Origin of the sequence: Mycobacterium pseudoshottsii JCM 15466 (assembly GCF_003584745.1) — a bacterium.
Taxonomy (GTDB): Bacteria; Actinomycetota; Actinomycetes; order Mycobacteriales; family Mycobacteriaceae; genus Mycobacterium; species Mycobacterium marinum.
The window spans coordinates 2901349-2923875 of sequence record NZ_AP018410.1; the positions used below are offsets into that span (position 1 = coordinate 2901349).

The window sequence follows — 22527 nt, forward strand, 5'->3', positions numbered from 1 at the left end:
GCGGGACTAGATTCCGGCCATGGAGCTACAGTGGCCGCCGGCGTGCGATGCCGAGGCGCAGCGGGTCTGGCAGCGGGTTCTGGTGCCACTCGCGGCCGAGATGGGTACTCAGGCCGCCGACTTGGCCCAGCGCGCGGTCGCCCGGATGCAAGCCGAAGTGCCGCAATTGTTCCCCGACGAACAGACCGTCAAAGAGAACCTGGTCAGCACCGAAGCCAGCCTTCGCCAGCTGGCCCAGGTGATCGAGGCCGGCGCTGACCCACGCCAAGTGGAGTTGCCGCCGTCGACCCAGGCCATCGCGCGCGGCGGTGCCGCGCCAAGTTGCGCTGGCGGACTTGTTGCGGTTTTACCGGCTGGCTCAGGAACTGCTGTGGCAGTGGATGTTCGGCCGCATTACCGCCGATTCCCGAGACGCTGCCGAGCAGGCCAAAGCGGTAGAGCTGGCTACGGGATGGATATTCGGCTACGTCGACGCGGCGTTGATGCGGGCCGAGCGGGCCTATGACGTTGAGCGAGAGGCCTGGCTGCGGGGGGCGACCGTCGCGCGCGCCAGCGCGGTCGACGACATCGTCGCCGAGCGCGAGCGCGACCCGCAACGGGCATCAAAACGGTTGCGCTATGACGTCAGCACCCAGCACCTCGCGGTCATCGCCTGGATCGACAGGTTGCCCGAGGACGGCGATGCTCAGCCGCTGCTGGGCCGGGTGGTCGCCGACCTAGCGCGCGCCACCGCCGCGCAGAACACGCTGGTGCACACGCTGGGATCGCTGGCGGTCGCCGGATGGGTGAGTGGTCGAGGCTCGCTGAGCGTGCGTGACGCCCAAGACGGTGTTGCCGGGGCCCCGGCAGGCGTACGGCTGGCCGTTGGCGATCCGGCGCGGGGACTCAAGGGTTTTAGGCGCAGCTATCTCGAGGCGACGTATGCGCATCGCGTCGCGTCGCTGATGGGGCGACGCGCCGACGCCGTGACGCTGTACCGCGGCGTCGCGGTTGCCGCCCTGGCCAGTGCGGATCGCGACCATGCCGTCTTTTTCGCCACCCGGGTCCTGGGCGGGCTGGCGGCCGCCGACGAAGACACCTATCGGATCGCCACGACCCTAGCGGTCTTTCTGGCCGAAAATCGCAGCCGAACGCGGGCGGCCAAGCGACTCAACGTGCACCCCAACACCGTCAGCTACCGGGTGAATCAAGCCGAGGCGATCCTGGGCCGTGCCGTGGATGCCGACGTCCTCGAGCTGTCGGTGGCGCTGGCGTTATTGCCGGTGCTGCCCGGGCTCGCGCAGGGCCGCTCCGGGGAATTGTGATCTGAGCACAATCAGGGTCGGCGTGGTTGTCGCCGCGCACCGAGCGCGGGGCTGGCTCTTGCTCCTACGTTTTGCCTCAGCCGCACCGCGGCGGCAAACAGGCACCATGAAGGAGCACGAGAAATGCAGACCCTGCAAGAACTCGACGTCAACTACATGAGCGGCATCGACAACCCATGGATTCCGTTCACCCCGCTCACCGACCAGGTCTTCCTGAAGTACTGGAAGGTCGATCCGGTGCGCGCCGAAATCATCGTGTCGATGAAATTTCCTGCCGGACTGGAACTTCCACCCCATTTACCACACCGGCATCGTGGTAGGCCACACCGTCAGCGGGGCGTGGCGGTACCAGGAGAACAACTGGATTTCCCGCGCGGGCGACACCGTCTACGAGGTGGCCGGCTCATCGCACACCCCGGAAAGCCTGGAAGACACCGAGGTGTTCTTCTTCCTGGTCGGCGAGCTGCTTTTTCTCGACGCAGACAACAAGATCCTGTGGCAGGAGAACCACAAGACCTCCATCGAGCGTTACACCAGCTACTGCGCCGCCAACGGGATCGCCTCGCGTGACCTGACCAGCTGGGGTGGGTGACCCATGACCGCCATCGAACCCAACGAGAACCAGCTAGCCACCCTGATGGCGGCAGCCGCCGATCTCGACACGCCCGTGGTCATGATCAACCTGCTGCAGTTCAAACCGGACGGGGTAGCCAACTACCAGCGCTACGCCAAAGAGGTCATGCCGTTTCTGGAAGCGGTGGGCGCCACCATCGAGTACGCGGGCGAAGCCAGCCACGTTGTCGCCGGCGATATCGACCGCCCCTTCTGGGACGCCATCGTCGTGGTGCGCTACCCATCGCGGGCGGCGTTCGTGTCCATGGTGACCAACCCGGGCTATCACGAGAACGCGCACGTGCACCGCGCGGCGGCATTGCAGAGCACTCATCTGGTGGCCACCGACCCCTGGGTGCAAATCTGACCGGAAGGCCGCCCGGCGGGCCCTGGCCACATCGCCGACCGGCTCGTGACCGCAGCTGTTTCTCGCGCGACTATCGGGGCATCCTGGTGTAGTGAGGGCTCACCATCGCCAGGGCGTGGCTCCCGAGCCGGAGGGACTCGGGGCGAATGCGCTGAGATGACCACCAACGGTCGCGCCATCAGGGGCGGGCTTGCCGATGCAGTCGGCGGTCCGGCCCGGATGCGGGTGATCGTGCTGCTGGCCTTGGTGGTCGGGTTGGAAGGCGCCAGCAACGGCACCATCGGCGCCCTCGCCGTGGCCTTGAAACAGGCCTTCGGGATCACCAACTTGCAGGTCGGCCTGCTGGTGACGGCGTCGACCGCGATCGGGATCGTCGTCATGCTGGTGTCGGGGACGCTGGCCGACCGGGTCAACCGCACCCGCGTGCTGTGGATCACCGTCTTGATCTGGTCGGTGGCCATGGCCCTCGGCGGTATCAGCGCCGGGTACGGCTGGCTGCTGGCCAGCCGGGTCGCACTTGGGGTGGTCGTGGCGGTTGGCGGCCCGGTTGTCGCGTCCCTGATGGGCGATTTCTTCGCTCAGCATGAGCGGGGGCGAATCTACGGCTTCGTCCTGGCGGGTGAGGGAATCTGCACCGCACTGGGGGTGCTGGTTTCGGGCTGGTTGGCCGCCATCACATGGCGGTTGAGTTTCCTGTGGCTGGCGGTGGCCGGATTGCTGCTCACGCTCGCCTTGGCCAGGACGGTGCCCGAACCCGCGCGTGGCGGCGAACGATTCGGCGCGACTGCGGGCAGCGATCGCCGGGACTGCTCGAACGACACCCTGGCGGCAGCGGTGATCGCCCAACGCGTCAGCGCGCACCCACACCTCATTCTGCAGGAGAGCCCGGAAGGCCGGTCCCTGCGCTGGGCGGTGGGCTATGTACTGAAAATTCGGACCAACGTGGCCCTGATAGTCGCGTCGGCGTTCGGATACTTCTTCTACACGGGGCTGGGCACCTTCGCGGTCGCGCTGCTGCGCAGCCGATTCCGGATCAGCCAGACACTGGCGATTTCGTTGATCGCGATCATCGGAGTGGGCGCGCTGATCGGAACGTTGTGTGCCGGGCGCCTCGCGGATTGGTTGATCGGCCGCGGTTACCTCGGCGCCCGGTTGGGCGTCGCCGGTGCGGCATTTCTGGTTGCGGGCGGGTTCTTCGTACCCGCGCTGCTCACCGACAACGTCGTGATCGCCGTGGTGGCGGCCTTTCTCGCGGCGATCGGGCTGGGCGGGGTCAATCCGCCACTGGACGCGGCGCGACTGGACATCATGCACTCCAGGTTGTGGGGGAGGGCCAAGGCGATCCGCACCGCCCTACGGTCCGGCTTCACGGCGGCAGCCCCGCTGGTTTTCGCCCTGGTATCCATGCAGTTGGCGCCGCAGCGGCGCGCGCCCGGTCAGGTGGCAACCGCATCGACCGGGCTGACGCAGACGTTTCTGATCATGCTCACCGCGCTGTTCCTGGCGGGCACCCTGATCCTGACGGTGGCCCGGCGCAGCTACCCGCGTGACGTGGCTACCGCGCTGGCCTCCGAGGAGGCTACCGAGCGGCATCGGCGCTCGCAGCAGGGCGCCAAGGCCGCGGTGCTTGACCTCGCCGATCGGCCGGAGCCACTTCCGCGACTGCGCGTAGCGGAATAAGGTGGGTGCATGGCCACGGTCGATGATGGCAGGCACCTGCACGCGTGCCCGCTTTGTGAAGCCATGTGCGGCTTGGAGATTCGGGTAGCCGACGGCCTGTCCGGCGGTCGGGTGGTCGGCATCCGGGGCAACCGCGACGACGTGTGGAGCCGCGGACACATCTGCCCCAAAGGCGCGTCGTTGGGCGCCTTGCATGACGACCCGGACCGCATCCGGCACCCGATGATCAAGATCGACGGACAATGGCACGAGGTGAGCTGGGACGCGGCATTTCGCCGCTGCACCGAATTGCTGGCTCCGGTGATCGACACCTACGGCATCGGCGCGGTCACCGCCTACACCGGTAATCCATTGGCGCACTCTTTCTCCCTGGCTCGCTATGCCGGTGTGCTGCTGGGCATGTCCGGCATGCCGGTCACCTATTCGCCGGGCACGGTCGACCAGTGGCCGAAAAACCTCTCGTCGCACCTGATGTACGGGGGCTGGTGGACGCTTCCGGTACCCGACATCGAACGCGCCGACCTCCTGGTCATCATGGGCGCCAACCCCGCCGCATCCCAGGGCTCGCTGCTGGCCGCGCCCGACGTAATGGGCCTGATCGACGCGATTCGTCAACGAGGCAAGGTCATCGTGATCGACCCGGTCCGCACGGTCACCGCCGCGCGTGCCGATGAGTGGCTGCCCATCGTGCCCGGCACCGATGCGGCGCTGCTACTGGCGGTCGCACACACGCTGTTTGACGAGGACCTGGTCAACCCCGGGCCGCATGTCGACGGCGTCGACACGATGCGCCGGGTTGCCGCGGACTGGCCGCCGGCCCGGGTGAGCGCGGTCACGGGCATCGAGGAGGAGCGCATCCGGCGGCTGGCTCGCGAGCTCGCCGGCACCCACAAGTCGGTGGTGTACGGCCGAATCGGCCTGTGCAATCAGGAGTTCGGCAGTCTGGCGAGCTGGCTGGTCGACGTGATCAACATCTTGACGGGCCACTTCGACACCCCCGGCGGCGCCATGTTCCCCCCGGCCGGCTGCCTGGTCTATCACCACGCAACCGTTGCCGGGTCTAGAAGGTGGCGTCGCCGAATTCGGTCGCTGGCATACCCGGGTGCGCGGTGCGAAGGAAGTCCTGGGCCAGGCGCCGGTGTCCTGTCTAGCCGAAGAGATCGCCACCCCGGGAGATGGGCAGCTCCGGGCGCTCATCACGATCGCCGGCAACCCGGTGCTGTCCACACCCGGCGGTGACAAGCTCGACGAAGCGCTGTCTTCGCTGGAAGCGATGATCTCCGTTGACCTTTGGCTCAATGAGACGACGCGGCACGCGGATGTGATTCTGCCCGGGCTGTCGCCGCTCGAACAGCCCCATCACGATGATCTGGTGCTGCAATTCGCGATCCGCAGCTTTGCGAACTACTCCGCGCCGGTCTTCGATCCGGGCGATCGCCCGCACGAGTGGGAGATCCTGATTCGGCTGACCGGGCTGTGCACCGGCACGCCGGCCGAGGACGTCGACGTCGACGTCGCCGCGATCGATGACGGATTCTTTGATTATCTGGCTTTTACCAAGGGATTTGACGGTGCGGCGATCCGCAAACGCTACGAGCATGACGGCTGGGCGGGCGGGCCAGAGCGGATTTTGGATCTGACGTTGCGGACCGGTCCGTTCGGCGATCGCTACGGCCAGAATCCCGGCGGACTGACGCTGGACATGCTCAAGGCCAATCCGAACGGCATCGACTTCGGACCCATGGTGTCGCAGTTACCGGACATTTTGGGGACCCCGGAGAAAAAGATCCGGCTGGCCCCGCAGTGCCTCCTGGACGATCTGCCCCGGCTGGCATCCAGAATGGATCGGCCGGCCGAGCAGTTGGTCCTGGTCAATCGCAGACACCTGCGATCGAACAACTCGTGGCTGCACAACGTGCCGGCGCTGATGAAGGGCAAGGATCGCTGCACGCTGCTGATGCATCCGGACGACGCAGCCCGTAACGGCATCACCGACAACGACACCGTGACGGTGAGATCGTCGGCCGGCGAGATCACGGTGCCCGTCGAACTCACCTCGGCGATCAAACCGGGCTTGGTCTCGATGCCCCACGGTTGGGGGCACGGCAAACCGGGCACCCGGCTGGCGGTGGCCAACAGCGCACCTGGAGTCAACACCAACGTGCTGTCCCCGCCCACCTTGCTCGACGAGCCCTCCGGCAACGGTGTCCTCAACGGCATCCCGGTGACCGTGAGCTGACGCCCCGACCTCATCGGCAGGGCCCGCCAGATGGGCAACGCGGCTCGCCCGGCGCAGACCCAATCGACAGTCGCGTCGGGCTGAGCGGCCAACCCGCTCTTCGACCTGTTGCGCCCGGGCGGGCTACGATGCGGCCATGCCGCTCGCCGCAGGTTCGACGTTCGCCGGCTACACCATCGTCCGACAGCTGGGTACCGGCGGGATGGGCGAGGTCTATCTGGCCCAGCATCCCCGATTGCCCCGGCAAGACGCGCTCAAAGTCCTTCGGCCCGAGGTGTCCGCAGACCACGAGTACCGCCAACGCTTCCACCGCGAGGCAGACGCCGCCGCAGCCCTGTGGCATCCGCACATCGTTGCCGTGCATGACCGCGGGGAAACCGACGGCCAGCTGTGGATCGACATGGACTACGTCGACGGCACCGATGCTGTGACGCTGCTTCGCGATCGGTACCCCAACAGGATGCCCGGCTCGGAGGTCAGCGAGATCATCACCGCGGTAGCCGAGGCGCTCGACTACGCGCACGACCACAAGCTGCTGCACCGCGACGTCAAGCCCGCCAACATTCTCATCGCGGCGCCGGCCTCGCAGGCCAAGCGGATCATGTTGGCCGACTTCGGGATCGCCGGCTGGGTCGGCGAAGCCAGTGGGCTCACAGCGACGAACATGACCGTCGGCACCGTGTCTTACGCGCCGCCCGAGCAGCTGATGGGCCACGACCTGGACGGAAAGGCCGATCAGTACCCCCGGGCGGCGACGGCATACCACCTGCTGACGGGCTCACCGCCGTTTCAGCACTCCAATCCCGCCGTGGTGATCAGCCAGCATCTCAGCGCCGCACCCCCGGCGATCGGCCAGCGCCGGCCGGCATTGGCAGAGCTGGACCCGGTTTTCGCCAAGGCGCTGGCCAAAGACCCCAAGGACCGTTACCAACGCTGCATCGATTTCGCGCGGGCATTGAGCCATCGGCTGGGCGGAGTCGGCGATCCCGACGACACGCGCATCTCCCGGCCGGTGGCGGTGGCGGTGCCTGCGGCCAAGAAGTCCCTGGCGCGAGCCTCGGTCATCGTCCCCGCCGTGCTGGCGATCCTGCTGGTCGTAGCGATCGCCGTGGCGCTGCGCGAGTTCGAGCGCGCCGACGATGAGCGCGTCGCACCGCCTGCGGCGACCAGTTCCAGCCGGCCCAGCCCCACGGCCGCCAAGACCTCGACAACCACGGCCACCACGACCGCGCCGACGAGCACGTCTACCAGTACGGTGGCCGCGACGACGGAATCGGTGACTCCCGCGCCCGCGGTCGTCATTGGCGCCATGTGTTCCCCGCTCGGCAGCACCGGAACCACAAAAACAGGCGCCACCGCCTACTGTTCGACCCTGCAGGGCACCAACACGACAATCTGGTCGCTCACCGAAGGCGCGGTGGCCAGTCCGACGGTGAGCGCCACGCCCGATCCGACCGAGCCGCCGTTACCCATCGATCAGGATTCGCCGATACGCATTTGCATGCAGCAGACCGGCCAGACCCGCCACGAATGCCGAGAGGACATTCGCCGCAGCAACGGCTACTGAGCGGGCTGGTCCGCCGCGGCCACCCGGCCTATACGCAGCCGCTGACGCTGATTCGCCTGCCGACATTGGCGCACACATTCACGTTGGGGGGTGGCGGCGGGGGCGGCGGGTAGTCCTCGGGCAGCGGGGCATATTCGGCGGGCGGCGGAACGTAGGGGGCGATCGCGTCTGCAATGTTGGCGCACCCGCTGACCGATACCCGCCGGCCGGCGTTGACGCACACGTCGGCCTGTGCCGCGCCGGACGGAGCCATGACGGCCAACACCTGTGGAAGGGCGGTAAAGGCCAGCGCCGCGATCGCTGCCGTGGCCGACGGCCGCTTCCAGGGACTCATCGAGATCTCCTTCGCCAATGCCTCGTTAGATTCGCTGCCCACTCTAATGACCCGGCTGCGGGCTCCGGTGCGGTTGTGGCTCAGGCAACATCGGAATCGCGCGGGCCGGAGCTTACCGACACGCGGGGCGCTCGGTGTATTGCGTGCGGCGCCAATTACCGGCTATCCGCGGCACTTGTAAGTGGTGAATTTGCGCTGAATTTCGCGCGGTACTTCTTTTCGAGCCATGCCGACAACCCTTGTTCCACAGACTCGGCAGGCCCAGTGTTAACTTGCGGGAAATTGTTGCCGTCTTTGTGGAGATGGCCGCGAACCACAGGTACGTTTTGGGGCCGGGTTTGACACAGGAGAAGCCATGACCGAGACGATCGTCCAGACTTTCCATCCGCTCGATCCGCTGACCGAGAGCGAGTTCCAGCAGGCCGTCTCCGTTGTGCGCCGTGACCGGAATATCACTGAACGTTGGCGATTCGCCTCGATGGAGCTCGCGGAACCGGGCAAACGAGAAATCACTGATTTCGAAAACAACGCAGTGGTGCCGGATCGACGGGCTGTCATCGTGTGCTTCGACCGTGACACAAACGGCACCTACAAGGCGCTCGTTTCCCTCTCGGGCGACCGCATTCTCTCGTGGACTTGCCTGCCGGGGGTGCAGCCCAATATCACCCATGATGAATGGCTAGAGGCGGGCGAGGTGCTCCGCAGCCATCCGGCCGTTATCGCGGCCTTGTGCCGACGCGGCATTACCGACTTGGAGAACATGCTGGTCGATGTGTGGGCCTACGGCGACGCCCTGATTCCGGAAGCGTATCGCGCCCGACGGCTCGCATGGTCGGACAGCTGGCTGACGTCGCCAGGTGGCGGGAACCTCTATGCGCGACACATCAAGGGATTTCATTGCGTTATCGACTTGAACACCATGGAATTGCTCGACATCGAGGAAGGCAGTCCGCTCGAGTTCCCGGCCGTCATGGCCGAATATGTGCCTCGGCACATCCCGGAGAATCTGCGTGATTCCAGCGTGCGGGGCGCCCTGCGGCCATTGGAGATCATTCAACCCGACGGTCCGTCGTTCACCCTGCGGGGCAATCATCTGGAATGGCAAAACTGGTCGCTGCGCGTCGGTTTCAACTATCGCGAAGGCATGACACTGCACACCGTTACCTACAACGACCACGGTCGGGTTCGCCCGATTGCCTACCGGATGTCTTTCGCCGAGATGGCGGTGCCCTACCGCGATCATTGCGCTGATCACTATCGTCGGACGGCCTTCGACATCGGCGAATGGGGGCTCGGATTCATGACAACCTCGCTGGAGAAGGGGTGCGACTGCCTGGGCGAGATCCGATATCTCGATGCGGTCTTACACAACAGCAAGGGGGAGCCATACACGATCAAGAATGCCATCTGCATCCATGAAGAAGACAACGCGGTGCTGTGGAAGCACGTCGTATGCGATGGCAGCGCCGAGGTGCGGCGCATGCGCCGGCTTACCGTCTCTTTCCACGTGACGGTGGCCAACTACGAGTACTTGGTTTACTGGCGCTTCTACCAGGATGGCAACATCGAATGCGAAATTCGTGCAACCGGTTTGATGGTGACCACGAACTTCGACAATAGTCAGGCGCACGCATCGGGCACGTTGGTCGACGAACGAACTTATGCCCCGTATCACCAACATTTTCTTACCGCGCGGCTGGATCTGGACATCGACGGCACGGACAACACCGTGTACACGAGCGAGACGGAGATGGTGCTTACGGGACCGGATAACCCCTCAGGGCTCCGGCGTTGTTGATTAGCAGGCTTGTGAGCTGGGGAATTGTGGATTGAGGAGGTCTAGGCGGCGGTTGGCGGTCAAAGCGGTGATCCGGCAGGCTTCGGCGATGTTGTCGGCGCCGTTGAGGCGGTGCAGATTGATCGCGGTGTTGCGTAGCGTTGCTAGGACCTGTGCGCCGTTTCCGGTATGTGCCCTTTGACGGTCTTCGTCGAAGGTGACGTCGCGTATCCAGTGCAGGCTGTTCTCGATTCCCCAGTGTTGACGCATCCAGGTCATGATCGCGGTAGGGCGGGCGTGCTCGAACGGCAGGCTGCAGATGACATAGACCACCTCCACGCTGCGCTGGTCGGTGGCGGTGATCAAGCGTTCACGAGTGATCCGGATGATTTGTTTTGCGTAGGGGAAGCCGATTCCTCGTGCAGCGGTGATGATTTGCGGGGTGCGGGTCTCGACACGGCCGTGGCCGCGGGAGTCGTCGGTAGCGGCTGTGGGCACCTCGGCCCAGGGCAGCGCGGTGATACGCGCAAGTATTTTGGCTTGGTTGGACTTGACGATCATCAGGTAGTGCGACTTCAAGGTGGCGCAGATCAACTTCGCGGTGACGACCTGGGTATGCATCGCATCCACGGTGACCAGCCACCGCAAGCTACCCGGCAGCAGCGTGAGCAGGGCACGTACGCAGGGAATTTCATTGCTTTTCTCGGCGACAGCGAGTTGACCGAGCACCAATCGGGCACGGTGGGCGAACACCGACACGAGATGCGTGGCTGTCGCTTTGGCGCGTAAAGCACCACGCAGCATCTTGCCGTCCAACGCGATCGGCACCAATCCACTGGGGTCGCGGCTGGCCACGTGTGCAGTGAAGTAACTGCCCATCCTGGCGTTGAGGTCGGCGGGGTCTAGCCGAGACAAAACAGCGCGGAAGGTCTTCTCACTGGGCCGCCGGAACCGGACCCCTAATTGGGCCAACACATCATCGGGAGCGGTGGCCGCCCATGTGGCAAAACCAGCATAGCCGCGCATCCCCGCGGCAGTGGCCAGAACCGCGATCGCCAACAAAGCCATCAGCGAATACCTCCGACCGCGTGGGCCCCTCGGGTCTGGCACCGAGGCCAACACATCGAGAAACTCCGATCCGATGAGCTCGCTGCGCTCACCAGGACTCCAGCGGTCGAACACCTCTGGAACCGACGACACAGGCAATACTGAAACGGTAGGCACGGGCAACTCCAGACCAACGACGAACAGTAACCAACTCGATCGTTCTCCAGATAGCCCGTGCCTACACTCCGGCCCCAATAGCGCGGCACCAAAGATCATCAACCCAGCTCACAAGCCTGCTAATCAACAACGCCGGAGCCCTGGATAACCCCTACGGTTTGTCGTTGCGCCAGAGGAACATCCCGCTGCGCACCGAGGAAGAGGGCAAACAGGACTACTGCTGGGAGACCCAGCGGGCGTGGCGGGTGGTCAACGAGAACGTCACCAATGGGCTGGGCACCCACCCGTCGTACAAGCTCGTCGGGGGTGCGGCCATTCCGCCGATGTTTGATCTCAGGTCGCCGGTACTACGCCGGGCGGAGGCCATCACCCATACCGTATGGGTTACGCCCAATCATCCCGACGAGCGTTGGCCAGCGGGGGAGTTCGTGAACCAGAGCGGTCCGGGACTGGGGTTGCCCGCGTGGACTGCTGCCAACCGGTCGATCGAGAAAACCGACGTGGTGGTGTGGTACACGTTCGGCATCCACCACATAACGCGCCCGGAGGACTGGCCGGTGATGCCAGCCGACACCGTGTCTTTCTGGCTCAAGCCTGTTGGATTTTTCGACCGCAACCCGTCGTTGGATGTCGCGCCCACGGCAGCCGCAACGTGTCATGGCGAAGGTGGTTGCTGAATGACAGACACCCCGGCGCCGCCGCTCTTCGCCCGTGGTCCCAAAGGCAACAAGCTGAAGGTGCAGCCGATCGTGCCGCAGCTCAGCAACACCGCGGCTGAGGGCGTGGTATCCAAGGGCCTGGCCAAGGGGGCCGTTGGCACCGTCTCGGGGGCAATCCTCGGTATCGCGTGTGTGGCACCCGGCTACACGTTGACGGCCAGCATCGGCTTGATCGTTGCCGCGGTCGGGCTTAAGATGCCGGCGATATTTGTATTCGGATTTATTCCGATGTTTTTGACCGCGTTCGCCTATCGCGAATTGAACGCCGACATTCCGGACTGTGGAGCGTCGTTCACCTGGTCCACCAAAGCCTTCGGGCCCTACGTGGGATGGATGTGCGGCTGGGGCATGGTGATCGCGACGGTCATTGTGTTGTCGAACCTGGCTGCGGTCGCGGTGCAGTTTTTCTATCTGCTGATCGCCGGCCTGTTCGATAGCCCAGGGATCGCGTCCCTGGCCGCAAACCGATGGGTCGATATCGCTTCCACGCTGGTGTTTATCGCCGGGGCGACTTGGGTTTCCAGTCGTGGCATCCAAACCAGCGAGCGGGTGCAGGGACTATTGGTCATCTTCCAGATGACGGTGATTTTGGGTTTCGGGGTGGTGGCCATCATCGGCGCGGTGCGGGACCATGGCCCGGCGAATCTGAGCTTCGACTTCAATTGGTTCGACCCGCTCAGCGGGCTCGCGATGGGTGCGTTCGTCATTGGGGTGACCGGTTCGATCTTCTCGTTCTGGGGCTGGGATACGTGCCTGACCCTGGGTGAGGAATGCACCGACCCAAAGAAGGGTCCGTGGGGTAGCCAGTTGCTGTTTCTGGGCATCCTGGCGTCCACTCTGTCGAGTTTGCGGACGACGTTCCTCCCGGCGTCGCGTTGCATGCTCGCCATGGGCGCTTATCGGGAATTTCCCCAGCGGTTCTCGGCGGTGAGCTCACGTTTCCAGGTGCCGCTGTTCAGCACCATCGCGGCAGTCATTGCTTCGGGTTCCTTCTACACCCTCGCCAGGTTGCTATCGGAGCGAACCCTGTTGGACACCATTGCGGCCCTCGGCATGCTGGTTTGCTGGCATTACGGAATTACCGCCTTCGCCTGCATGTGGTATTTCCGCAAGGAACTCTTCACGTCTTTGCGCAACGTCGTTTTCAAATTCCTTTGTCCGCTGCTCGGCGGGATGATGCTGTTGCTGGTCTTTGTTGTTTCGGTCCGCGAAAGCATGGACCCGCGACATGGCAGCGGCGCGTCGATCGCAGGCGTCGGGCTAGTCTTCTACCTTGGCTTCGGCATCCTGTCGCTCGGTGCGGTGCTGATGGTGGTCATGCGAGTGCGCCAACCCGGCTTCTTTTTGGGTCACACGCTGACGCCGTCAACCCCTGCCCTCACCGACGACGCCGCCATCGCCACCGCTAGCCATCCGGACGCCGGTCCGGACCAGGGCTCCGGCGTTGTTGATTAGCAGGCTTGTGAGCTGGGTTGATGATCTTTGGTGCCGCGCTATTGGGGCCGGAGTGTAGGCACGGGCTATCTGGAGAACGATCGAGTTGGTTACTGTTCGTCGTTGGTCTGGAGTTGCCCGTGCCTACCGTTTCAGTATTGCCTGTGTCGTCGGTTCCAGAGGTGTTCGACCGCTGGAGTCCTGGTGAGCGCAGCGAGCTCATCGGATCGGAGTTTCTCGATGTGTTGGCCTCGGTGCCAGACCCGAGGGGCCCACGCGGTCGGAGGTATTCGCTGATGGCTTTGTTGGCGATCGCGGTTCTGGCCACTGCCGCGGGGATGCGCGGCTATGCTGGTTTTGCCACATGGGCGGCCACCGCTCCCGATGATGTGTTGGCCCAATTAGGGGTCCGGTTCCGGCGGCCCAGTGAGAAGACCTTCCGCGCTGTTTTGTCTCGGCTAGACCCCGCCGACCTCAACGCCAGGATGGGCAGTTACTTCACTGCACACGTGGCCAGCAGCGACCCCAGTGGATTGGTGCCGATCGCGTTGGACGGCAAGATGCTGCGTGGTGCTTTACGCGCCAAAGCGACAGCCACGCATCTCGTGTCGGTGTTCGCCCACCGTGCCCGATTGGTGCTCGGTCAACTCGCTGTCGCCGAGAAAAGCAATGAAATTCCCTGCGTACGTGCCCTGCTCACGCTGCTGCCGGGTAGCTTGCGGTGGCTGGTCACCGTGGATGCGATGCATACCCAGGTCGTCACCGCGAAGTTGATCTGCGCCACCTTGAAGTCGCACTACCTGATGATCGTCAAGTCCAACCAAGCCAAAATACTTGCGCGTATCACCGCGCTGCCCTGGGCCGAGGTGCCCACAGCCGCTACCGACGACTCCCGCGGCCACGGCCGTGTCGAGACCCGCACCCCGCAAATCATCACCGCTGCACGAGGAATCGGCTTCCCCTACGCAAAACAAATCATCCGGATCACTCGTGAACGCTTGATCACCGCCACCGACCAGCGCAGCGTGGAGGTGGTCTATGCCATCTGCAGCCTGCCCTTCGAGCACGCCCGCCCTACCGCGATCATGACCTGGATGCGTCAACACTGGGGAATCGAGAACAGCCTGCACTGGATACGCGACGTCACCTTCGACGAAGACCGTCAAAGGGCACATACCGGAAACGGCGCACAGGTCCTAGCAACGCTACGCAACACCGCGATCAATCTGCACCGCCTCAACGGCGCCGACAACATCGCCGAAGCCTGCCGGATCACCGCTTTGACCGCCAACCGCCGCCTAGACCTCCTCAATCCACAATTCCCCAGCTCACAAGCCTGCTAATCAACAACGCCGGAGCCCTGCGGTCCGGACCAACATCATTGAGCGCTACTCGTAGAACGGGACACCATGGTGGAAAAGAAGGTTTTTCACAACATCATTGGCGGAGAAATTCAGGCAACGCCGGACGGAAACACGATGGATATCGTCAACCCGTCGACGGGCGAAGTCTATGCATCGGCGCCGAATTCCTCTGGCAAAGATGTCGATGACGCGTTTACCGCGGCGGCCAAGGCGTTCGAGTCGTGGCGTTGGTCCACCCCCAGCGAACGGCAGCGTGCGCTGCTGCGGCTCGCCGACCTCATCGAGGACAACGCCGAGGAACTTGTCGCGCTCGAGTGCGAGAACACGGGCAAGCCAATCTCGTTGACCATGTCGGAGGAAATTCCGCCGATGGTTGATCAGATCCGGTTCTTCGCCGGCGCGGCGCGGGTTCTGGAAGGCCGCTCACAGGGCGAATACATGCGTGGGCACACGTCGTCGATTCGACGGGAGCCGGTGGGCCCGGTTGCCCAGGTAGCGCCCTGGAATTACCCGATGATGATGGCGGTGTGGAAGTTTGCCCCGGCGCTGGCCGCCGGCTGCACCGTGGTACTCAAGCCTTCGGACACCACGCCCGCGTCGTCCTACTGGATGGTCGAGAAGATGCAGGAGATCTTCCCGCCCGGGGTGTGCAACCTGGTGTGCGGCGACCGCGACACCGGTGCGGCACTGGTGGCGCACCCGGTGCCACAGCTGGTGTCGATCACCGGCTCCACCAGGGCAGGTATGGCGGTGGCGGCCAGCGCGGCCAACGACCTCAAACGTGCGCATCTCGAGCTGGGCGGCAAGGCGCCGGTAGTCATCTTCAATGACGCCGACATCGCGGCGGCGGTGGAGGGACTTACCGCGGCAGGCTATTTCAACGCGGGCCAGGATTGCACCGCCGCCACTCGGCTGATCATCCAGGACGGCATCTACGACGAGTTCCTGTCGGCGATGGCCGAGTCGGTGGCCGGCACCAGGACGGGCTATGACCCCGCGGATGAGGACATCTTGTTTGGTCCCATCAACAACAGCAACCAGATGCGCCACATCGATGGCCTGGTGTCCCGTGCGCCGGCGCACGCTCGAATTCTTGCCGGCGGCAAGCAGAAAGACTGCGCGGGCTTCTTCTACGAGCCCACGTTGATTGTCGACCTGCAACAGGACGACGAATTGATTCAGACCGAGATCTTCGGCCCGGTCGTCACCGCGCAGCGTTTCAGCGACGAGCAGCAGGCCCTGTCTTTCGCCAACGGCACCGAATACGGTCTCGCATCCTCGGTGTGGACCAAGGACGTCGACACCGCCGCACGCATGGGAGCACGGCTGGACTTCGGGTGTGTGTGGATCAACACCCATATTCCGCTGGTTGCCGAGATGCCGCACGGCGGTTTCAAGCACTCCGGCTACGGCAAGGACCTGTCCATGTACGGGTTCGAGGACTACACCCGGATCAAGCACGTGATGCACTATCACGGATTCGAGGGCTAGACACCGCCGCAGCCGCGGCGGCACCTCCGGGCGCCAAGGCCACGGCCGATGTTTGAGTCAGGCCTTGCGCACCGGGGGTGGCGACCATTCGTCGGCGACCACCTCGGGCCTCGGCGCGTACAGCCGCATGGTCACGCCCAGCGGGCCCAACGGGGCCGGGAGCCAGTTCGACTGGCGCTCGGGACCGGGGTCGGTGTGCGCGAGATAGAGGTCCAATGAGCCGTCGTCGTTGTAGCGCAGCTCGTCACGGTCGCCGATGGCGAATCGGTTCAGCTCGTTGGCCACTTGAAAGCCTTCGGCGTCATACATCGTGACCGACCAGAATGCGTCCACCGGGGGCAGCTTGTCCGCGTCGAAGTGGATGACGTAGTCGTGTTCGCCGGCCAGCGGATCTCCGTGCTCGTCGGTGGCGAGGAACGGATATACGGCGTCCTCGGCGGGGTTGGCTCCCAGACCGATGAGGGCCACCACCGCGCGCCGTAGGTAGTTGTTGCCGTAGACGCCCATGCTCTCGGTCAGGCTGATCCAGCCGTCGACGTTGGCCCCAAGCTTGGTGGCGCTCTTGAGGATGTCGTTGAGCGCATCGCTTCTGCCGCGCTCGAGCTCTGCCACTTGGTCCGCGTCGAACCGGCTCGCATCGAACGGGCTTCCCGCTTCGATGCCGAGGTTGGCCAGCCGGGCCAGCACGGAGTAGTCGGTCGGGTGTGGTGGATTGACGCACAGCAGATCGGCCGCATAGGAGAGGTAGTCCAGCGCGGCCATGCCGTTGACGATTCTGGGCGGCTCGGTAGTCAGGTCAAAGTCTGGTCGCTTGTCTCCCGCACTGGCCTGCGCACCGCTGCCGAGCTCAGTGAGGGAGTAGCCGTCCTGTACCCGGTGAACGGCCGGGTAGTCGGCCGGCCCGTTGGTCTGGGTGCGGCCGATGATCCAGACAAACGGTGTCGGCGCGGCCACGACCGTGGTTGGGCGCGGTTGTTCGCCGCTTTCGCCGCTTTCGCCCTGGTAGCCAGGGCCGGCGATCACGAGATCAAGTGGACCCGTCCCGCTGGTGCGCTTGCCGGGATTGGCGAAAACGTCTGTCCACATGTCCAGCATCGGCAGCATGTAGTAGCGATCGTCGGTGTCCGCCGACTGCAGGCGGACCGGACCGTTGCGCAGGTCCAGCCAGGCCGAGGAGTACAGCGTGTCGAAGTTGGGCCGCACCACCGCGCGGAAGTCGGCCGACGGGAACGCCCGCATGTGCGAGAAGTGATTGGGCGGGCCGGCGCCGGGGCCGGTGCCGGGTGCCGCGTTGAGGGCCTGCAGTCGCGTCACATCCATCATGACCAACGGATAGAAGTAGATGAATGCTTCGTAGCTGAGCGTTCGCAGGCCACTGGACAAGGTGCTCACGATCTTTCCTCCGGGAGGCTCCGTAGACCGACCATATGACGTGCCGTGTGAAATGTCATTGGCCGCGGCGGATCGGCGCGGCTAACACATATCCGCGCCCTGTTCTGCCCGGAGCGCCGGTGCCAGTACAGTTGGTCCCGATGACCCAAACAGCCGCCCCGCCGGTGCTGACCGTGCGGTACAACGGAGCTGAGCGCACCTTCGCCGCAGGCCACGACGTAGTCATTGGCCGTGATTTGCGGGCAGACGTCCGCGTCGCGGACCCGCTGATCTCACGGGTGCATCTGCTGCTGCGCTTCGATCAAGGCCGATGGATCGCCATTGACAATGGCAGTCTCAACGGGCTCTACATCAACAACCGGCGAGTACCGGTTGTCGACATCCAAGATGGCCAGCGGGTCAACATCGGCAACCCGGATGGTCCGGCGCTGGACTTCGGAGTCGGCCGCCGTCAGCAAGGTTCGGTCGGGCGCCCACCGCCAACCGCGGTCATGCAGGTGCCCCCGCCCATGCCCAGCGGGGCATGGCCCAGCCAGGCACCCCCGCAAACCGGCTCGCACCGGCCCGTTCCGCCGCAGCCGGCCCCGCCGACCACGCGGATGCCGGCTCAACCTCCCAGCGGACCGCAGCACGTGCAGCCGTCGGCCCAGCAACCGCAATACCCCAGCGGCCCGCAGACGTCGCGGTCGCAAACCGGCGCTCAGCCGGCCCCGCAGATATACCGGCCGCCGGCCGCGAGCCCGGCGCCCCCGGCCCCCCTCGTGGTCGGGCGCGCGCCCGGCGAAACCGGCAACATCGCCACCTCGATGATGAAGATTCTGCGTCCGGGCAGGGCGGCGGGCGAATTACCGCCGGGCGCGGTGACGATCGGCCGCGCCGACGACAACGACATCGTCATTCCCGAGGTGCTGGCGTCGCGTCACCACGCCACCCTGATCCCGACACCGCAGGGCACCGAGATCCGGGACAACCGCAGCATCAACGGCACATTCGTCAACGGTGCCAGGGTCGAGGCGGCACTGCTGCACGACGGCGACGTCGTCACGATCGGCAACATCGACCTCATTTTCGCCAATGGTGCGCTGGCCCGCCGCGAAGAGAGCCTGCTCGAGACGCGCACCGGGGGCCTTGACGTGCACGGGGTGACGTGGACGATCGAGGGCAACAAGACACTGCTGGACAACATCTCGTTGGCGGCACGCCCGGGGATGCTCACCGCGGTCATCGGCCCGTCCGGTGCTGGCAAATCAACTTTCGCCAGGCTGGTCGCCGGGTACACGCACCCGACCAACGGCACGGTGACTTTTGAAGGCCACAACATTCATGCCGAATACGCCTCCCTGCGCAGCAGGATCGGCATGGTGCCGCAAGACGACGTGGTCCACGGTCAACTGACGGTCCGGCAGGCGTTGATGTATGCGGCCGAACTGCGGCTGCCGCCGGACACCACCAAGGAGGACCGCGAACAGGTGGTCGCCCGGGTCCTCGAAGAGCTGGAGATGTCCAAGCACCTCGAGACGCGGGTCGACAAACTGTCGGGAGGTCAGCGCAAACGTGCATCGGTGGCCCTCGAACTGCTGACGGGACCGTCGCTGCTGATCCTGGATGAGCCCACATCCGGTCTGGATCCGGCGTTGGACCGGCAGGTCATGACCATGCTGCGGCAGTTGGCCGACGCCGGTCGTGTGGTGCTGGTTGTCACTCACTCACTGACCTACCTCGATGTCTGCGATCAGGTTCTGTTGCTGGCACCGGGCGGCAAGACAGCGTTCTGCGGGCCGCCCAGCCAGATCGGTCCGGCCATGGGGACGACCAACTGGGCCGACATCTTCAGCACGGTCGCCGACGACCCAGAGGGGGCCCAGGCGCGCTACTTGGCGCAAACGGGGCCACCCCCGCCAGCGCCGCCGGTGGAGCGTCCAGGGGAGCTGGGTGGCGACCCGTCGCACACCAGCCTGTTCCGCCAGTTCTCCACCATCGCCAGACGCCAGATGCGGCTGATCATCTCGGACCGGGGCTATTTCATCTTCCTGGCGATATTGCCGTTCGTCATGGGCTCGCTGTCGATGTCGGTACCCGGGGACGTCGGCTTCGGCATGCCCAATCCGATGGGGAACGCACCCAACGAGCCGGGCCAGATTCTGGTGTTGCTCAATGTCGGTGCGGTCTTCATGGGGACCGCGCTGACAATCCGAGATCTCATCGGCGAGCGGGCCATCTTCCGGCGCGAACAGGCAGTCGGCCTGTCCACCACCGCGTACCTGCTGGCGAAGATCTGCGTCTACACGGTGTTTGCGGTCGTTCAATCGGCGATTGTCACCATCATCGTGCTGATCGGCAAGGGCGGTCCCACCCAGGGCGCCGTGGCGCTGGGCAAACCTGGGCTCGAACTGTTCGCCGACGTCGCCGCCACCTGCGTCGCTTCAGCGATGCTCGGACTGGCGCTATCGGCGGTGGCCAAGTCGAACGAACAGATCATGCCGCTGCTGGTGGTCGCGGTGATGTCGCAGCTGGTGTTCTCCGGCGGCATGATTCCCGTCACCGACCGCCTGGGGTTGGACCAGATGTCCTGGGCCACACCGGCACGATGGGGATTTGCCACCTCGGCCTCGACCGTCGACCTGATCAAACTCGTGCCCGGTCCGCTGACTCCGAAGGATTCGCACTGGCATCACACGGCTGGTGCCTGGTGGTTTGACATGGCCATGCTCGCGTTCATCAGCTTGTGCTACGTCAGCTTCGTGCGGTGGAAGATTCGCCTCAAGGGCGGGTGATCGGCCGCGGGGTCGGGTTCCTGGCGAACCCGCCTAGCGTGGATCCAGTGGTTGGTGGCGCTTGCACAACGCCGTGTAATGCAAGACCAGCGCGGTGACCACGCCATATCCGAGGTGCGGGACCAGATCACTGATCCAGCCGACGAGGCCCCAGGTCCTGGGGTCGGTCACCCCGAGCAGGGTCATCGGTCCGTTGGTACCCACCAGGGCGAGGGCTGTTGCGACCAGCATGGCCACCAGCAACCGCGGCCGCCAACCCAGGCCGTAGGCAAGCCCAAGAACCAGGCCCATCCCAATCCCGGCCGCGTAGCCGGTCAGCGCGCCGAGACCGGCGACGCGGTTGGCCAGCACGTCCCCAGTACCCGGAACCGTCAGGTGCAGCAATCGCGCCATGGCATTGACGGTGTCTTCCGGGGTCGTACTGGTGGAGCGGCCCCGCACCGCGATGTCCAGGTAGGCGATCACATTGAGCGCGGTGGTGCCGGCGGCGCCGGCGATCGCTCCGCTGGCCAGTCCCGCCCCCACCTGGCCCATCGATATGGATCGCACTGCCGCTGCCTACTGCGTCGCCGGACCGGATGATTCCCGTGCCCAGGCTATTGAACGCGAGGCTGGGGGACTACCTGGCCCATCCGCCGTCGCCGGGGACCGCCCAGGCCGTCGGCGGCACCGGGGCCGGCTGTTTGGGCCGGAAGAACAGCGAACCCGCAACCATGCGGTTGCGCAGCGCGGCTGCGCGCCAGGTGTTCACCGGATGCGAGGACACCATGTTGGCCAGCCAGACGAAGAACCCGGTCTCGGACCCGGCCCGGTCGGCCATGCCGTCGAAATCCACCGACCGGAGCAGATACTTTCCGGCACTGAGCACACCGATGGCCTTGCGGGCACCTGCGGGACGGAACGCGTAGCCGTAGTTGTCGGCGGTGTACTCCATCGACCGTGACAGCGTCGGCCCCAACAGCGGAACGCGCATCGCAAGTTGCATCAGCTGGCGCCAGTACGAGGCATGCCCGGCCGCGAGATGGCCGACCTCATGGCCGATGATGAAGGCGAGCGCCTCGGGGTCGCGGGCTTGACCGCCGATTTCGAACAGGTCGCTGTACACCACGACGTAGCGGCGAAAGCCGTGCCCGCTGGAGAAGGCGTTGATCAGCCCGTTGCCCAGCACCACGTAGGCGTCGGGAACCTCGCTGAGCCCGAACCGGCGGGCCGCCTCGACGACGAGCCAGTAGCCTTCGGCGAACTGGGTCGGTGACATCTTGACGCCGTTGGCGCGCTGCTTGCCGTAGGTCAGCCCGCGCAGCGCGAACAGCACGATCGGCGTGGCCACGATGGAAATCCAGAGCAGGCTGGACTTGCCCGACAGCACCACGGCGGCCGCGACCAGGTAGAGCAGCACGCTGGACACGATGACCAGCACCAGTAGCCCGATTTCCCACGGGTGGCGTCTGGGGTGCTCCAGGTACCCGGTGGGACCCGGGGGCGATCCCGATGGGGTGCCGTAGAACGAGGCGGGCAAGTGCGGGTAGGGGTGGCCTGGCGGCGATTCCACAATGGCCATGGGTGGTCTCGGGCTCCACGCTGTGGTCGATCGGTTCTGGTCGACTGCACCTTGCCGCTCGGTCCTTGGAGGATTCTTGGTAACTCCTTGGCGACACGAAACCGCAGATCAGCCACCGGGCGACCGCCACGGTGAGGTCAGGATTCAGCTCTGGGATCTCGAGCGGTGCAGCGTGAAGCCAATCTGCGGTATGACCAGGACCCCGGGTACCAGCGTCCAGGCGAATGAACGGCCATCGAGCTGGAAGCCGTTCTTCTGATAGAACCGTCGCGCTCGATAGTTCTTCTCGGCACACCACAAGACCGCGTCATGTGACGGCGCCGAGTTGAGCGCATTGGCAAGCAGCAGGCCGCCGATGCCCCGGCGATCATTGCCGGCGGCGACGTAGAGCGAGTCGATCTCCAGCTGATCCGGATTGTCGGGCTCCGGCCCGAAAATGCTCATCCCGACGATCTGGCCGCCCGACTCGGCTAGCCACATGGACCAGCCGGCTCTGGCGAGCCTGCGCGGGTACTCCTCGTCGATCCACTCCTGCCAATCGAACAGATCGAGGGTTTCGGGCGTCATGATGCCGCGGTAGGAAAGCCGCCAGCTCGGATAGTGCATCTGCGCGACGTTGTGGTAGTCCGCCGGCTCAGCTTGCCGGATCGAGATACCGTCGGGCATCTCCGTCACGCTTGCTCCCATG

Annotated in this window: 16 protein-coding genes and 3 pseudogenes; 12 read left to right on the top strand and 7 right to left on the bottom strand. The window is 65.0% G+C overall.

Translation table 11 applies throughout. From position 1 onward, the window contains the following. Window positions 1-25: 25 nt before the first annotated feature. The gene (locus tag MPSD_RS29315) at window positions 26-268 is read right to left on the bottom strand and encodes a hypothetical protein (protein ID WP_232022840.1); all 243 of its coding nucleotides are present in this window, start codon (window positions 266-268) and stop codon (window positions 26-28) included. 40 nt (window positions 269-308) lie between these two features. Between MPSD_RS29315 and MPSD_RS13095 the strand changes: the two genes are divergently transcribed. The 6 genes and pseudogenes from MPSD_RS13095 to MPSD_RS13120 all read left to right on the top strand — a co-directional run bounded on the left by MPSD_RS13095 (window position 309) and on the right by MPSD_RS13120 (window position 7769). Further along, window positions 309-1304: a PucR family transcriptional regulator gene (locus tag MPSD_RS13095; protein ID WP_232022841.1), complete on the top strand. Its 996-nt coding sequence runs from the start codon at window positions 309-311 to the stop codon at window positions 1302-1304. Between the two features lie 313 nt (window positions 1305-1617). Further along, a complete protein-coding gene (locus tag MPSD_RS29320; protein ID WP_232022842.1) occupies window positions 1618-1896 on the top strand; it encodes a cupin domain-containing protein in 279 nt (92 codons plus the stop codon). A gap of 3 nt (window positions 1897-1899) precedes the next feature. Next, on the top strand, window positions 1900-2283 hold the full coding sequence (locus MPSD_RS13105) for a DUF1330 domain-containing protein (protein ID WP_012394326.1): 384 nt from the start codon (window positions 1900-1902) through the stop codon (window positions 2281-2283). A 156-nt stretch (window positions 2284-2439) separates the two neighbouring features. Continuing rightward, entirely contained in the window at window positions 2440-3963 is a 1524-nt protein-coding gene (locus MPSD_RS13110; RefSeq protein ID WP_086085670.1) for an MFS transporter, read from the top strand. Between the two features lie 9 nt (window positions 3964-3972). Further along, window positions 3973-6202, top strand: a pseudogene (locus tag MPSD_RS30540) (molybdopterin-dependent oxidoreductase). A gap of 136 nt (window positions 6203-6338) precedes the next feature. Next, window positions 6339-7769, top strand: coding sequence for a serine/threonine-protein kinase (locus MPSD_RS13120; RefSeq protein WP_086085671.1), 1431 nt, complete (start codon window positions 6339-6341; stop codon window positions 7767-7769). Between the two features lie 28 nt (window positions 7770-7797). On the opposite strand, the gene MPSD_RS13125 is transcribed toward MPSD_RS13120, so the two are convergent. After that, window positions 7798-8103: a hypothetical protein gene (locus tag MPSD_RS13125; RefSeq protein ID WP_020725193.1), complete on the bottom strand. Its 306-nt coding sequence runs from the start codon at window positions 8101-8103 to the stop codon at window positions 7798-7800. Between the two features lie 355 nt (window positions 8104-8458). Between MPSD_RS13125 and MPSD_RS13130 the strand changes: the two are divergent. After that, window positions 8459-9889 (top strand): annotated as a pseudogene (locus tag MPSD_RS13130) (copper amine oxidase); the annotation flags it as partial. Between the two features lie 12 nt (window positions 9890-9901). On the opposite strand, the gene MPSD_RS13135 reads toward MPSD_RS13130, so the two are convergent. Further along, window positions 9902-11104: an ISAs1-like element IS2404/ISMul1 family transposase gene (locus MPSD_RS13135; protein WP_420811911.1), complete on the bottom strand. Its 1203-nt coding sequence runs from the start codon at window positions 11102-11104 to the stop codon at window positions 9902-9904. A gap of 143 nt (window positions 11105-11247) precedes the next feature. Between MPSD_RS13135 and MPSD_RS13145 the strand changes: the two are divergent. The 4 genes and pseudogenes from MPSD_RS13145 to MPSD_RS13165 all read left to right on the top strand — a co-directional run. Continuing rightward, window positions 11248-11781 (top strand): annotated as a pseudogene (locus MPSD_RS13145) (copper amine oxidase); the annotation flags it as partial. Beyond that, a complete protein-coding gene (locus tag MPSD_RS13150) occupies window positions 11782-13278 on the top strand; it encodes an APC family permease (protein WP_086085910.1) in 1497 nt (498 codons plus the stop codon). 119 nt (window positions 13279-13397) lie between these two features. Continuing rightward, window positions 13398-14600 carry an ISAs1-like element IS2404/ISMul1 family transposase gene (locus tag MPSD_RS13160; RefSeq protein WP_420811912.1) on the top strand — a complete coding sequence of 401 codons (1203 nt, stop codon included), beginning with the start codon at window positions 13398-13400 and terminating at the stop codon, window positions 14598-14600. 66 nt (window positions 14601-14666) lie between these two features. Then, entirely contained in the window at window positions 14667-16112 is a 1446-nt protein-coding gene (locus tag MPSD_RS13165; RefSeq protein ID WP_012394333.1) for a gamma-aminobutyraldehyde dehydrogenase, read from the top strand. Window positions 16113-16169: 57 nt separating this feature from the next. Here MPSD_RS13165 and MPSD_RS13170 read toward each other — a convergent pair whose 3' ends face one another. Next, entirely contained in the window at window positions 16170-17504 is a 1335-nt protein-coding gene (locus MPSD_RS13170; protein WP_020787542.1) for a DUF1254 domain-containing protein, read from the bottom strand. Between the two features lie 140 nt (window positions 17505-17644). Between MPSD_RS13170 and MPSD_RS13175 the strand changes: the two genes are divergently transcribed. Then, window positions 17645-20278, top strand: coding sequence for an FHA domain-containing protein (locus MPSD_RS13175; RefSeq protein WP_036426627.1), 2634 nt, complete (start codon window positions 17645-17647; stop codon window positions 20276-20278). A gap of 33 nt (window positions 20279-20311) precedes the next feature. On the opposite strand, the gene MPSD_RS13180 is transcribed toward MPSD_RS13175, so the two are convergent. From MPSD_RS13180 to MPSD_RS13190, 3 genes are all read right to left on the bottom strand, one after another. Then, complete coding sequence (locus MPSD_RS13180) at window positions 20312-20827, bottom strand: hypothetical protein (RefSeq protein WP_011740986.1); 516 nt, start codon at window positions 20825-20827, stop codon at window positions 20312-20314. 70 nt (window positions 20828-20897) lie between these two features. Then, window positions 20898-21839, bottom strand: coding sequence for a M48 family metallopeptidase (locus MPSD_RS13185; RefSeq protein ID WP_015355427.1), 942 nt, complete (start codon window positions 21837-21839; stop codon window positions 20898-20900). A gap of 144 nt (window positions 21840-21983) precedes the next feature. Further along, complete coding sequence (locus tag MPSD_RS13190) at window positions 21984-22505, bottom strand: GNAT family N-acetyltransferase (RefSeq protein ID WP_020787540.1); 522 nt, start codon at window positions 22503-22505, stop codon at window positions 21984-21986. Between the last annotated feature and the right edge of the window lie 22 nt (window positions 22506-22527).